Origin of the sequence: Pseudomonas sp. NPDC088414, assembly GCF_044753325.1 — a bacterium.
GTDB lineage: Bacteria > Pseudomonadota > Gammaproteobacteria > Pseudomonadales > Pseudomonadaceae > Aquipseudomonas.
In genome coordinates this window covers 1-13,169 of record NZ_JBIVMY010000048.1, presented here as the reverse complement: position 1 = coordinate 13,169, position 13,169 = coordinate 1, and the positions used below count along the sequence as shown (strand labels likewise).

Here is a 13,169-nt window from a genome sequence, read left to right as displayed (position 1 = left end):
CACAACAAATATCAACCGGCCTTGCGCAACGCCGCAATCAACTCATCCTTGCGCATCGAAGAGCGCCCGGCGATATTCTTCGCCCGCGCCTCTTTCCTCAGACTGTCCACGGTCTGCGTGTCGCGCGATGCCTTGCTGTCGCGCGCATGCCCTTCACGACTGGCTACCGCACGCCGCGATGATTCCTTGCGATCTTCGGATTTGGCACTCGCCGGTTTCCTGCGCCCCGAACCGCCAGCCTTTTCGCCACCGCCCGACTGTTTGTTGACCGTCGCCCAGGCCCGCGCTTCGGCTTCGTCCTTGGACAGGCCTTTGTGCTCATAGCTGTCTTCGATGTGTTCGGCCTTGCGCTTCTGTTCGGCGGTGTATTTGTCTTTGCTTCCACGAGGCATGGGATTTCTCCTTGCATCAGTAGATGGGTTTCTTGTGCAGGAGCTGCCGCAGGCTGCGATCCTTTGATCTTGAAAATCAAAAGATCGCAGCCTGCGGCAGCTCCTGCACGATCATGCGTTCACACAACCACAGCTTCTAGACATCCAGCTTTCGCGCCGCTTCGACGCCCGCCGCACTGAGCTTGATCGGCAGATTCAACGAGTGTTCGCCGGCCTCGTTGCAGGTCACATGACCATGGTGGATCAGCCCGCGATCCTGCAGGGCGGCGAGGGCGCTGGCCACCACTTTCTCACCGCGATAGTTGTCCAGCACCTCTTTGCCCAATCCGCTCGGATGGGCATGCAGCAGGCGGGTGAGGACTTCTTTTTCCAGGTTTTTATCGACGTTCATGGTTACCTCTTCATGGATGTGAATAGGACGCTCGCGTCGGCGAACTACTGGCCGGCACCTTCAGAGCCCGAGCCACCGGTGGTGGTTTTCGAGCCGATGCCGGGGCCGGCGTTATCGGGTGTGGCGGGGGAGTCAGGGGTGTTCATGCCACCCTGGCGGCCCGGATCACTGCCTTGGGTACGGGGATCGGTGCCGGTGGCGGGTGGCTGGTTGATCAACGGAACGCCGGAGCCATCGGTGTTCATGCCCGGGGCGCTGTTAATGGCGGGAGCGCGTGGCGACGGAACCGGATCGGTAGGACCAGTGCCTGCTGCGGTGGTAGATGCGGCGAAAACCGCAGGACTCAGCAGGGCGGCGAAGACGAGGGCAGTCAACCTTGACGGGATCATAGGGCTTCTCCAGTGATTGAATTCCTTACCTGTCGTTGGTCTGCCCCTGGATTGGATTGGTGCCTGATGAACGACGAACGGTCGAGACACAGGGTCATCAGTCGAGGCCGATTTCTTCCTTGAACTGCTCCATGAAACCCTTCAGGCGCTGATGGCGGATCTGCGCCAGACGCTGACCGATTTCGGTCTGAAAACCGTCGGCGAGGTGCAGCAGTTTGGTCTGGAAGTGGTCGAGGCAGAAACGTGTGTCGTTGTAGTCGCGCTCCTTGGCTTCAGGGTCGAGCGGGTCGTACAGCGCACTGCCCATGCGCCCGGCGACGTAGAAGGTGCGGGCAACGCCGAGCATGCCCAGCGAGTCGAGACGGTCGGCGTCCTGGACCAGTTTCGCTTCGAGGGTGAGTGGGATGATGTTGGCGGAGAAACTGTGGGCTTCGATGGCATGGGTGACGGTGCTGATTTTGCTTTCGGGCCAATCCAGATCGGCCAGCACGTTAGCGGCTTTTTCTGCGGCGAGACGCGAAGCCTGCGAGCGCAGCGGCGAGTTCTTCTCGACGGATACGCAATCATGCAGCAGCACGGCGGCGAGCAACACTTCCAGGTCGCCACCTTCTTCGGCGTGCAAGGTGCGGACGTTGTGCCAGACCCGTTGCAGGTGCGCGAGGTCATGGGCGCCGTCGTCGGACGGCTCCAGCGCGTGGGGCAGCAACTCGGCGGCGAGTGAGGTGAGCGGCGCAAAAGCAGTGGCGTTCATGAACATCCTTGCAGACTTACCCAAATTTTGATGCCCATGATACTGCTGTGGTGAGGGGATTTATCCCCGATGGAGCGCGATGCACTCCGGTTTTTCAGGGCTGCTGCGCAACCCATCGGGGATGATTCCCCTCACCACAAGCTTCTCTATCAGGTATGGAATGTGACGAGCGCCGCCCACGGCTTTAGTATGGCGCTTTCCATTTTCCGACAAGGCCCGTCCATGACGATCGAAATCCGCCCGGCGACCCCCAGCGATGCACCGCAAATCCTCGCCTTTATCACCGAACTGGCAGATTTCGAAAAGGCCCGCCATGAAGTCATTGCGAGTGTCACCGACATCGAGCGCAGCCTGTTCAGCGAAGGCGCGACCGCCCACGGCTTGATCTGCCTGCGTGACGGTGTGCCGATCGGTTTTGCGGTGTTCTTCTTCAGCTATTCGACGTGGCTCGGCAGCAATTGCCTGTACCTTGAAGACCTCTACATCACCCCTGAGCAACGCGGCGGCGGCGCGGGTAAAACTCTGTTGCGGCATCTGGCGAAAATTGCCTGCGACAACGACTGTGGGCGCTTCGAATGGAGCGTGCTGGACTGGAACACCCCGGCCATCGAATTCTACAAATCCCTCGGCGCGCAGCCGCAGGAAGAGTGGGTGCGCTATCGCATGGATGGCAAGGTATTGCGTGAGTTTGCCGAGGGATGATCCTCAGGGCGTCGAGGTGGTTTTGGCTGTTTCATCATCAGTCATTTCCCAATTGCCGCTCAGCAATCCATCCAGTGTCTTTCGCACGGAAATCTTGAAAGCCCCGGCCTTCTCTTCATCGAAGGCCGCTTTCCAGTAGGTGTAGCCCTGACTGAAATCCGGAATCTGCGCCGTCTCTCCCACGCGCCGAGTCAGGCTGCGCTGCAGAGCCTCGGCCTGAAAAGGCAGGTGGGGCATTGCGGTGATCTCGCCTCCGGTGACCGGGTTGGTCATCCGAATGCCATCAACGCGGATATGCACGACGGTGCCGTAATGCGGATAACTTTCGATTTTGAGGATGGTCAAGGTCGAGGCTTCTTCACCCGGCCGGGTTTTGTAGGTCCAGATGTCGCCCTCCTTGATAGCGGGCAAGGCGTTGGCAATCGCCGCGAAGCAGAGTGCGCCACAGAGCAGTAACGCCTTTAAAGCGGTTTTCATTTTTTCTTCCCTGAACATGTCGAGAGCGGTCGTCGCATCGACGCGGCCGGCATTTTAAAGATTTGGCAGAGAAACGGCTGTTACAGTTGTAAATCCCATAATATGGGAATGATATTTATATATTGAGATTTTCCAGCGCCAAGGTTTATAGTCCGTCGCACTCACTGCCAAAAACAAAACAGGTGAAGCGATGCAGGCGCAATTGATCGCGCTCGATTGGGGGACGACCTCATTACGTGCTTACAAACTCGCGGCCGGTGGCGTGGTGCTGGAGCAGCGTGCGCTGTCGTCCGGGATCATGCAGTTACCGAAGACGCCGCGAGTCATCAACGGTGGTGAATGCGCCGATGGTTTTGAACTGGCCTTCGAAGACGCCTGTGGCGACTGGCTCGATGCGCAGCCGGATCTGCCGGTGATCGCCTGCGGCATGGTCGGCAGCGCCCAGGGCTGGCGCGAAGCGGCCTACTGCGAAACGCCGGCGAACGTCGCCAATCTCGGAAATTCCCTACAAACAGTGGTCAGTCTAGGCGGCACACGGGTGCACATCGTGCCGGGCGTGATTCAGCGTTCACGCCTGCCCAACGTGATGCGCGGCGAAGAAACCCAGGTCCTTGGCGTGCTGCAGAACCTGCCGGTCGATGCTGGCGGCGATCTGTTGATCGGTCTGCCGGGCAGCCATTCCAAATGGGTGGAAGTGCTCGAGGGCTGCATCACCCATTTCGATACCTTCATGACCGGCGAAGTGTTCGCCGTGCTCAGTGAACACAGCATTCTCGGGCGTACCCAGCAACAGGGGGTGGCGTTCGACGGCGTGGCATTTGACCGTGGTGTGCAAGTGGCACTGTCGGCGGACGGCGAGCTGGGCGTGCTCTCCACATTATTCAGTGCCCGCACCCTGGGACTGACCGGCGAACTGGCGCCGACGGCGCAAGCGGATTACCTCTCCGGCCTGATGATTGGCCATGAGCTGGTAGCGCTTGCCGCAGCCCAGCGGCGTCGACGCAACAGTGCGCATCTGCCCTCGATCATCCTCATTGGCAACGCCCAGCTCTGCGCCCGTTACGGCCGTGCTCTCGATGCCTGCGGTTTCGCTCGCGTCACGCTGGCTGAGCAGGCCACCGAGCGTGGCCTCTGGCAACTGGCGCTGGCCGCCGGGCTGCTCGATTCCTCATCCCGTTAACCCTGACTGGAGGCCTGACATGCTCAAGCAAGCATTGGCACAAAACGGTCTGATCGCAATCCTGCGTGGCCTGCATCCGCAGGAAGCCGCTGCTGTCGGAGAAGTCCTGTATGCAGCGGGATTTCGCGTCATCGAAGTACCGCTCAATTCCCCGTCGCCGTACGAAAGTATCCGCATCCTGCGTCAGTCCTTGCCCGCCGATTGCCTGATCGGTGCCGGCACGGTGTTGACCCCGGAGCAGGTCGAGTTGGTGAAAGCCGCCGGCGGCCAGGTGATCGTCATGCCGCACAGCGACGCCAAAGTGCTGCGCGCAGCGAAAGCGGCGGGGCTGTACCTGTCGCCGGGTGTCGCCACGCCGACCGAAGCGTTCGCGGCACTGGAGGAGGGCGCGGACATTCTCAAGCTGTTCCCGGCCGAGCAGATGGGCCCGGCGGTGGTCAAGGCGTGGCTCGCGGTGTTGCCTTCCGGGACGGTGCTGGCGCCGGTCGGCGGGATCACCCCGGACAACATGCAAGCATTCATCGACGCTGGCGTGAAAGGTTTCGGCCTCGGTTCCGGACTGTTCAAACCGGGCATGACGGTTGAGCAAGTGGCGGCCAATGCCAAGGCCTACGTGGCTGCCTGGAAGGCCCTTCGCTGAGATTTATCCGGCGCTGCGTGCGCTGCATCTAACAAGAGAGACAAGCAGATGAAAATCACCAAACTCACCACCTTCATCGTCCCGCCGCGCTGGTGCTTCCTCAAGGTCGAAACCGATGAGGGCGTGACCGGTTGGGGCGAACCCGTGGTCGAAGGCCGCGCCCACACTGTCGCCGCTGCCGTTGAGGAATTGTCCGACTACCTGATCGGCAAAGACCCACGCAACATCGAGGACATCTGGACCGTGCTGTATCGCGGCGGCTTCTACCGTGGTGGCGCGATCCACATGAGTGCGCTGGCCGGTATCGATCAGGCGCTGTGGGACATCAAGGGCAAGGCCCTCGGTGTATCGGTCAGCGATCTGCTCGGTGGTCAGGTGCGTGACAAGATCCGTGTGTATTCGTGGATCGGTGGCGATCGCCCGGCCGACACCGCGCGTGCCGCGAAAGAGGCGGTAAGCCGTGGTTTTACTGCGGTGAAAATGAACGGCACCGAAGAGCTGCAGTTCCTTGACTCCTTCGAAAAAGTCGATCTGGCCCTGGCCAACGTCGCCGCCGTGCGTGACGCGGTCGGGCCGAACGTCGGCATTGGCGTCGACTTCCATGGCCGGGTGCACAAGCCGATGGCCAAGGTGCTGATGAAGGAACTCGACCCGTACAAACTGATGTTCATCGAAGAACCGGTGCTCAGCGAAAACTATGAAGCGCTGAAAGAGCTGGCGCCGTTGACCAGCACACCGATTGCTCTCGGTGAGCGGCTGTTCTCGCGCTGGGATTTCAAGCGGGTGTTGAGCGAAGGCTACGTCGACATCATCCAGCCCGATGCCTCGCACGCCGGCGGTATTACCGAAACCCGCAAGATCGCCAACATGGCCGAAGCCTACGACGTGGCGCTGGCGCTGCATTGCCCGCTGGGGCCGATTGCGCTGGCGGCGTGCCTGCAACTGGATGCGGCTTGCTACAACGCGTTCATTCAGGAGCAGAGCCTGGGCATCCATTACAACGAGAGCAACGATTTGCTCGACTATGTGAAGGATCCGCGAGTGTTCGACTACGACCAGGGCTTCGTGAAGATTCCGAACGGGCCGGGGCTGGGCATCGAGATCAACGAGGAATACGTGATCGAACGTGTGGCGGTCGGCCACCGCTGGCGCAACCCGATCTGGCGCCATGCCGATGGCAGTTTTGCCGAGTGGTGAGTCTCTTCTGACCCACCACAATTCCCCTGTGGGAGCTGGCTTGCCAGCGATGACGGCGGCACATCCGACATTGATGTAACAGATGCACCGCTATCGCTGGCAAGCCAGCTCCCACAGGGGGCGGCGCAAGTTTTACGACTGACCTCAAATAATCATAAAAAGAGGCACCCCCCCATGCCACCGCAAACCCTCACCGGGCAGGCGTCTTTAGTCACGCCCAGCCGCAAGCGGTTTTTCATCATGGTGCTGTTGTTCATCACCGTAGTCATCAACTACCTCGACCGCAGCAACCTGTCGATTGCCGCGCCCGCGCTGACCAGCGAACTGGGCATCGACCCGGTGCATGTCGGGCTGATTTTCTCCGCGTTCGGCTGGACCTACGCCGCGATGCAGATCCCCGGCGGCTGGCTGGTGGATCGGGTGCCGCCGCGCATCCTCTACAGCGTCGCGCTGCTGCTGTGGTCGCTGGCCACGGTGCTGCTCGGTTTTGCCGCGAGTTTCATTGCGCTGTTCGTGCTGCGCATGGCGGTCGGCGCGCTGGAAGCACCGGCCTATCCGATCAACAGCCGCGTGGTCACTACCTGGTTTCCCGAGCGCGAGCGGGCCACGGCGATTGGTTTCTACACCTCCGGGCAGTTTGTCGGCCTGGCGTTTCTGACCCCGGTGCTGGCGTGGCTGCAACATGAGTTCGGCTGGCACATGGTGTTCGTCGCCACCGGTGCGGCGGGGATTGTCTGGGCGGCGATCTGGTACGCGGTGTATCGCGAACCACGGGACTTCAAGGGCGCCAACGACGCGGAGATCGACCTGATCCGCGAGGGCGGCGGACTCGTAGACATTCAAGCGCAAACGGCCAAGGCCTCGTTCAGTTGGACCGACCTCGGCATCGTCCTGAGCAAACGCAAGTTGTGGGGCATCTACCTCGGCCAGTTCTGCCTGAACTCGACGCTGTGGTTTTTCCTGACGTGGTTCCCGACCTACCTGGTGAAATATCGCGGCATGGACTTCATCAAGTCCGGGCTGCTGGCATCACTGCCGTTTCTGGCCGCGTTCATTGGCGTGCTGTGTTCGGGGTTCTTTTCCGACCAGCTGATCCGCCGTGGCTGCAGCGTGGGCTTCGCGCGCAAGTTGCCGATCATTGGCGGACTGTTGATTTCCACCTCGATCATCGGCGCCAACTTCGTTGAATCGACGCCGCTGGTGATCGCCTTCCTGGCGCTAGCGTTTTTCGGCAACGGCCTGGCTTCGATCACCTGGTCGCTGGTCTCGACCCTCGCGCCGGCACGCTTGCTCGGTTTGACCGGTGGGGTGTTCAACTTCATCGGCAACCTGTCGGCGATTGCCACGCCGATCGTCATCGGGTTCCTCGCCAGTGGCGATTCGTTTGCCCCGGCGATCACCTACATCGCGGTTCTGGCGCTGATCGGTGCATTGTCCTACGTGCTGCTGGTGGGCAAGGTCGAGCGTATCGAGTTGTAGTGGTCTGCGTCGGGCGACCATAATGCCGCCCGTTCCCTCGCTCAACGGTAAAGGCTGGATATGCAGGAAGACGCCCCGGAAAAAACCAAGGACGCCGCACCCACCGGCACCCAGACCCTGCTTCGCGGACTGGGCGTGGTGCAGGCGGTGGCCAGTGGCGCCCGCGACCTGAAAGAGATCGCCCGACTGATCGGCACCACGCGCAGCACCACCCATCGTCTGGCCAGTTGTCTGGTGGACGAACGTTACCTGCGCGTGGTGCCGCAAATCGGCTATCTGCTTGGGCCAAAATTGATCGAGCTGGGGTTTCAGGCCCGCGAAGAGTTGCCGCTGGTGAGTCTGGCCGCGCCCTATCTGGATGAGTTGTCGGCGCTGACCGGCGACACCGTGCACCTGGGGATTCGCGAAGGCGACGAGGTGTTGTATCTGCTGAAGAATCCGGGGCGCAATGGCCCGGAAATGCGCTCGCGGGTTGGCCATCGCATGCCGCTGGCACGCACCGGGATCGGCAAGGCCTTGATGCTCGATGATGCGCCGCAGGATTGGCAGCGGCTGTACGACATCAGCCTGCCGGCGGGTGGGAAAAGTCAGTTCTGGCCGCAGCATCCCCAGCAGTCGTGGGAACAGCTTGAGCAGCGCATGACCGAGTACGTGGCCGGTGGCTACGCGTTCGATCTGGAGGACAACGAACCGTCGATCCGCTGCGTGGCGGCGCCGATTCGTGATGCGAGCAAGCGCATAGTGGCGGCGATCAGTATCGCCAGCACTGTGCCGTACATGCCGCTGGAAAAAATGGCCGAGCTGATCCCCCTGATCAAAGGGGTCACAGCCCGGCTCTCGGCAGAACTCGGTCTGAAGGTTTAAAGCTTCAACGTCGCCATGTCGATCACGAAGCGATACTTCACATCACCAGCAATCATCCGCGCATAGGCCTCGTTGATCTGGCGGATGTCGAGCATTTCGATGTCGCAGGTGATGTTGTGCTCGGCGCAGAAATCCAGCACTTCCTGGGTTTCGGCAATGCCGCCGATCAACGAACCGGCCAGCACGCGACGGCCCAGCACCAGGTTGGCGGCGTGCACGGGCGGATCGATCGGTTCGATCAGGCCGACCAGAATGTGCACGCCATCAAAGCGCAGGGTTTGCAGGTACGGATTGAGATCATGCTGCACCGGGATGGTGTCGAGCAGGAAGTCGAATTGGCCTGCGGCGGCAGCCATCTGCTCGGCATCGGTGGAGACGATCACATGATCGGCGCCCTGACGACGACCTTCCTCGGCCTTGCTCGCCGAACGGGTGAACAGCGTGACTTCGGCGCCCAGTGCCTTGGCAAACTTGATGCCCATGTGGCCGAGGCCGCCCATACCGAGAATCCCGACCTTGTCGCCGGCCTTGACCCCGTAATGCTTGAGTGGCGAGTAGGTGGTGATGCCGGCGCAGAGGATCGGCGCAGCGCTGGCCAGATCCAGCTTTTCCGGGATGCGCACGACGAAGTGCTCGCTGACCACGATGCTGTCGGAGTAGCCGCCCATGGTGTTGCTGCCATCGACCCGGTCCGGGGTGGCGTAGGTCATGGTCGGACCTTCGAGGCAGTATTGCTCGAGGTTCTGCTGGCAGGCGGCGCAGGTGCGGCAGGAGTCGACCATGCAGCCGACACCGACCAGATCGCCGACTTTATGTTGGGTGACATTCGCACCAATGGCGGTGACTTTTCCGACGATCTCATGGCCGGGCATCAACGGATAAACCGCGATGCCCCATTCGTTGCGGGCCTGGTGGATGTCTGAGTGGCAGACGCCGCAGTAGAGGATCTCGATCGCCACGTCGTCAGCGCGTGGGCTGCGGCGTTCGAATTTCATCGGGGCGAGGGGAGTGGTGGCCGATTGGGCGGCATAACCGATAGCGGTGTACATGAGAAACCTCGCAGAAGCAGTGACAGGTGAGGTGGCGCATTTTGGGCGCCGTCTGCCGCTGCGGCCATGACGATTCCTCCGGGTCTCATGCCTAATCCTCCGGCATGCAGGTCTGGGCAAGCGCATTGGCAAAAGGATCTGCGATGATGCTTGCATGCCTTTTTCCGTGACTTTTTTGAAGACCCCTCCGATGCAGTTGACCCGTCACCTTGATGCCAATGCCACGCTGGTTTCGCTGATCGAGCCGCTGGCGCTCTGCGATGGTTACAGCCAGACCGGGTTGCCCGGCGTGCAGGTGTTGCGTGCCAGTTGCGACGTGGCGCGTGGCCCGCACATTTATGAGCCGAGCCTGATGATCATCGCCCAGGGCAGCAAACTGGCGTTTCTCGGCCCGCGCACCATGGAGTACGGCGCCGGGCACTATCTGATTCAGGCGCTGCCGGTGCCGTTCGAGTGTGAAACCTTTGCCTTGCCGGATGCGCCGTTGCTGGGGGTGTCCGTGGCGATCGACCGGGTGCTGCTCGGTGAGTTGGTGCTGGCCATGGGGCTGGCACCGGGGCGGCACATTCCGGCGCAGACGCCGGAGTCGATGACCTCGGTGGTGCTCGACGATGACATGCGTGGCTGTGTCGAACGTTTGCTGCGCTGCCTGCACGATCCGCTGGAGCGGCAGATTCTCGGGCCGGCGCGGGTGCGTGAATTGTTGTTCACTGCGTTGCGCGGGCCGCAGGCCGATGTGTTGCGCGCGCTGGTGGAGCAGCAGGGGCAGTTCGCCCGGGTCGCGGCGTCGATCAGTCATCTGCATGCGCATTACACCGAACCGCTGAATGTCGAGACTCTGGCCAGTTGCGCGAACATGAGCGTTTCGTCCTTCCACGAGCACTTCAAGCGCAGCACGTTGCTGTCGCCGGTGCAGTATCTGAAGCGCCTGCGCCTGCTCAAGGCGCAGACCTTGCTGGTCGCCGAAGGGCTGGGCGTGGCGCAGGTGGCGCATCGGGTGGGGTATCAGAGTACGTCGCAGTTCAGTCGTGAGTACAAGCGCTACTTTGAGCGCAGCCCGGGCGATGAGCGCGTTGCCTGAGTCTGCGCAAATCCCTTGTAGGAGTGAGCCTGCTCGCGATAGCGGTGTATCAGTCAGCATCATCGTTGACTGACACACCGCTATCGCGAGCAGGCTCACTCCTACAGTGATTTTGTGGTGCAACAAGGAATGGTGGGCAACAAAAAGGCCCCCATTTCGGGAGCCTCGTTGTTCAGCATTTCGACCTACATGTTCGGGTAAGTCGGGCCGCCAGCGCCTTCCGGCGTGACCCAGGTGATGTTCTGCGAAGGGTCCTTGATGTCACAGGTCTTGCAGTGCACGCAGTTCTGGGCGTTGATCTGGAAGCGTTTTTCGCCGTCTTCCTTGGTGATCACCTCGTACACACCTGCCGGGCAGTAGCGCTGCGCCGGTTCGTCGTACATCGGCAGGTTGCGACTCAGCGGAATGCTCGGGTCGGTCAGCTTCAGGTGGCAAGGCTGTTCTTCTTCGTGGTTGGTACCGGAGATGAATACCGAGCTCAGTTTGTCGAAGCTGAGTTTGCCGTCCGGCTTCGGATAGTCAATCTTCTTGCAGTCGGCCGCGAGCTTGAGGCAGGCGTAGTCCGGCTTGGTGTCGTGCAGGGTGAACGGCAGTTTGCCGCCGAAGATGTTCTGGTCCAGCCAGTTGAAACCACCGCCGACAATCGCGCCGAACTTGTGGATCGCCGGGCCGAAGTTGCGGCTGGCGAACAGTTCGTCGTAGAGCCAGCTCTTCTTGAACGCGTCGACGTAAGTGGTCAGCTCTTCAGTGCCATCCTTCTCGGCGAACAGCGCGTCGGCCACCGATTCAGCAGCGAGCATGCCCGACTTCATCGCGGTGTGACTGCCTTTGATCTTGGCGAAGTTCAGGGTGCCGAGGTCGCAACCGATCAGCGCGCCGCCCTTGAAGACCATTTTCGGCAGCGAGTTCAGGCCACCTTTGCAGATGGCGCGGGCGCCGTAGCTGACGCGTTTGCCGCCTTCCAGGTATTGCTTGAGCACCGGGTGATGCTTGAGGCGCTGGAACTCGTCGAACGGCGACAGGTAGGTGTTGCTGTAGGACAGGTCAACGATAAGACCGACCACCACCTGGTTGTTTTCCAGGTGATAGAGGAACGAGCCGCCGGTGTTTTCGGTGCCCATGATGTCCAACGGCCAACCGGCGGTGTGCACCACCAGGCCCGGCTGGTGTTTGGCCGGGTCGATTTCCCAGATTTCTTTCAGGCCGATGCCGTAGTGCTGAGCGTCGGCATCGCTATCGAGGTTGTAACGCTTGATCAGTTGCTTGCCGATGTGCCCACGGCAGCCTTCGGCGAACAGCGTGTACTTGCCACGCAACTCCATACCCGGGGTGTACAGGCCTTCTTTCGGGTTGCCTTCGCGGTCGACGCCCAGATCACCAGTGATGATCCCGCGCACGATGCCGTTTTCGTCGATCAAGGCTTCCTGAGCGGCGAAGCCCGGGTAGATTTCCACACCCAGGTTCTCGGCCTGCTGAGCCAGCCAGCGGCACAGGTTGCCCAGGGAAATAATAAAGTTGCCTTCGTTGTGCATGGTCTTGGGCACAAAGAAGTCAGGAATCTTCTGCGCGCTGTCGGCGTTTTTCAGCACGAAAATGTCGTCGCGGGTGACTGGGGTGTTCAGCGGGGCGCCGAGTTCTTTCCAGTCCGGGAACAGTTCGTTCAGAGCGCGTGGTTCGAACACGGCACCGGAAAGGATGTGTGCGCCGACTTCGGAGCCTTTTTCGACCACGCAGACGCTGATTTCCTTACCGGCTTCGGCGGCCTTCTGCTTCAGACGGCAGGCGGCGGACAGGCCAGCGGGGCCGGCACCGACGATGACCACGTCGAATTCCATGTATTCGCGTTCCACAGGCTATCTCCTACTCAAGGCTCAACAGTTTTTTTCTAATTTGGAGGTTCGGTGTCGTATCCGTTATTGCCTTTACGTTAACGTCAAGGGTAATAATGGGCAAACCACCTTTCTCTCTAGGCGGCGCATTATATCTACACCACTCCGAGCGTCCAATACAAACGTTTGTTTGAATCGGCTCCAGCCCAGAGAAATCAAAGAAGCGCGGCTTATGAACGGCCATTTTGCCGTATTGACCGGAATAGGCGTTCCGGTCAAGATACGGGCGGTTTTGCGCTCGCCGTAGGCAGACTGGCGGTTTCAAGAGCACCTCTAAAGACAGGGCACAGGCAGTACAAGGTGATGCGCAGCGCGAGTCTGGCGCGCAGTTTACACACCGTGCGAATCAATGACCCGTTGGTCACCACTGACGAACGGTCATCGGCCCCAGCCGGCGTTTTTAGAGGTGCCCTTGTGCCCGATGAGCATCATCCGCCAGGTTCGCCTAGGCGACTTTCTTTTCACCGGAGAGTAACGAGGAATCCATGAAGGTTCTTGTAGCTGTCAAACGCGTTGTGGATTACAACGTCAAGGTTCGCGTCAAAGCGGACAATTCCGGCGTAGACCTCGCCAACGTCAAGATGTCGATGAACCCGTTCTGCGAAATCGCAGTTGAAGAAGCCGTACGCCTGAAAGAGAAAGGTGTTGCGACTGAAATCGTCGTCGTCTCCATCGGCCCGTCCACCGC

The 13,169-nt window shown here is 60.6% G+C and carries 15 protein-coding genes; 8 read left to right on the top strand and 7 right to left on the bottom strand.

The features are described 5' to 3' along the window. Nucleotides 1–11: 11 nt before the first annotated feature. The 4 genes from ACIP8I_RS26045 to ACIP8I_RS26030 all read right to left on the bottom strand — a co-directional run bounded on the left by ACIP8I_RS26045 (nt 12) and on the right by ACIP8I_RS26030 (nt 1,923). A complete protein-coding gene (locus ACIP8I_RS26045; protein WP_400764744.1) occupies nt 12–392 on the bottom strand; it encodes a Rho termination factor N-terminal domain-containing protein in 381 nt (126 codons plus the stop codon). A 136-nt stretch (nt 393–528) separates the two neighbouring features. Next, nucleotides 529–783, bottom strand: coding sequence for a hypothetical protein (locus tag ACIP8I_RS26040; RefSeq protein WP_007961959.1), 255 nt, complete (start codon nt 781–783; stop codon nt 529–531). Nucleotides 784–827: 44 nt separating this feature from the next. Continuing rightward, complete coding sequence (locus tag ACIP8I_RS26035; RefSeq protein WP_367085349.1) at nt 828–1,172, bottom strand: hypothetical protein; 345 nt, start codon at nt 1,170–1,172, stop codon at nt 828–830. A 97-nt stretch (nt 1,173–1,269) separates the two neighbouring features. Beyond that, nucleotides 1,270–1,923: an HD domain-containing protein gene (locus tag ACIP8I_RS26030; RefSeq protein ID WP_400764742.1), complete on the bottom strand. Its 654-nt coding sequence runs from the start codon at nt 1,921–1,923 to the stop codon at nt 1,270–1,272. Nucleotides 1,924–2,145: 222 nt separating this feature from the next. On the opposite strand from ACIP8I_RS26030, the gene ACIP8I_RS26025 reads away from it, so the two are divergent. Next, the gene (locus tag ACIP8I_RS26025) at nt 2,146–2,625 is read left to right on the top strand and encodes a GNAT family N-acetyltransferase (protein ID WP_007961964.1); all 480 of its coding nucleotides are present in this window, start codon (nt 2,146–2,148) and stop codon (nt 2,623–2,625) included. 3 nt (nt 2,626–2,628) lie between these two features. Here ACIP8I_RS26025 and ACIP8I_RS26020 read toward each other — a convergent pair whose 3' ends face one another. Continuing rightward, entirely contained in the window at nt 2,629–3,120 is a 492-nt protein-coding gene (locus ACIP8I_RS26020; protein ID WP_400764741.1) for a hypothetical protein, read from the bottom strand. A 172-nt stretch (nt 3,121–3,292) separates the two neighbouring features. Here ACIP8I_RS26020 and ACIP8I_RS26015 point away from each other — a divergent pair, with 172 nt between their 5' ends. From ACIP8I_RS26015 to ACIP8I_RS25995, 5 genes are all read left to right on the top strand, one after another. Then, nucleotides 3,293–4,282, top strand: a complete 990-nt coding sequence (locus ACIP8I_RS26015) for a 2-dehydro-3-deoxygalactonokinase (protein WP_400764740.1) — start codon at nt 3,293–3,295, stop codon at nt 4,280–4,282. A gap of 19 nt (nt 4,283–4,301) precedes the next feature. Continuing rightward, nucleotides 4,302–4,922 (top strand): 2-dehydro-3-deoxy-6-phosphogalactonate aldolase, encoded by a 621-nt coding sequence (locus tag ACIP8I_RS26010; protein WP_400764739.1) that lies wholly within the window; start codon nt 4,302–4,304, stop codon nt 4,920–4,922. A 48-nt stretch (nt 4,923–4,970) separates the two neighbouring features. Then, a complete protein-coding gene (gene dgoD / locus ACIP8I_RS26005; protein WP_400764737.1) occupies nt 4,971–6,119 on the top strand; it encodes a galactonate dehydratase in 1,149 nt (382 codons plus the stop codon). A gap of 174 nt (nt 6,120–6,293) precedes the next feature. Beyond that, nucleotides 6,294–7,598: an MFS transporter gene (locus ACIP8I_RS26000; protein ID WP_400764735.1), complete on the top strand. Its 1,305-nt coding sequence runs from the start codon at nt 6,294–6,296 to the stop codon at nt 7,596–7,598. A 60-nt stretch (nt 7,599–7,658) separates the two neighbouring features. Next, the gene (locus ACIP8I_RS25995; RefSeq protein WP_007961970.1) at nt 7,659–8,462 is read left to right on the top strand and encodes an IclR family transcriptional regulator; all 804 of its coding nucleotides are present in this window, start codon (nt 7,659–7,661) and stop codon (nt 8,460–8,462) included. Here ACIP8I_RS25995 and ACIP8I_RS25990 read toward each other — a convergent pair. After that, nucleotides 8,459–9,511: an NAD(P)-dependent alcohol dehydrogenase gene (locus ACIP8I_RS25990; RefSeq protein ID WP_329696167.1), complete on the bottom strand. Its 1,053-nt coding sequence runs from the start codon at nt 9,509–9,511 to the stop codon at nt 8,459–8,461. The two genes, ACIP8I_RS25995 and ACIP8I_RS25990, sit on opposite strands and share 4 nt — an antisense overlap. 190 nt (nt 9,512–9,701) lie before the next feature. Here ACIP8I_RS25990 and ACIP8I_RS25985 point away from each other — a divergent pair, with 190 nt between their 5' ends. Next, entirely contained in the window at nt 9,702–10,592 is an 891-nt protein-coding gene (locus ACIP8I_RS25985) for an AraC family transcriptional regulator (protein WP_007961974.1), read from the top strand. A gap of 185 nt (nt 10,593–10,777) precedes the next feature. Here the strand turns inward: ACIP8I_RS25985 and ACIP8I_RS25980 are convergent, their stop codons facing one another. Beyond that, the gene (locus ACIP8I_RS25980) at nt 10,778–12,442 is read right to left on the bottom strand and encodes an electron transfer flavoprotein-ubiquinone oxidoreductase (protein WP_007961975.1); all 1,665 of its coding nucleotides are present in this window, start codon (nt 12,440–12,442) and stop codon (nt 10,778–10,780) included. 524 nt (nt 12,443–12,966) lie between these two features. On the opposite strand from ACIP8I_RS25980, the gene ACIP8I_RS25975 reads away from it, so the two are divergent. Then, on the top strand, nt 12,967–13,169 hold a 203-nt coding region (locus ACIP8I_RS25975), incomplete at its 3' end, for an electron transfer flavoprotein subunit beta/FixA family protein (RefSeq protein WP_400764733.1).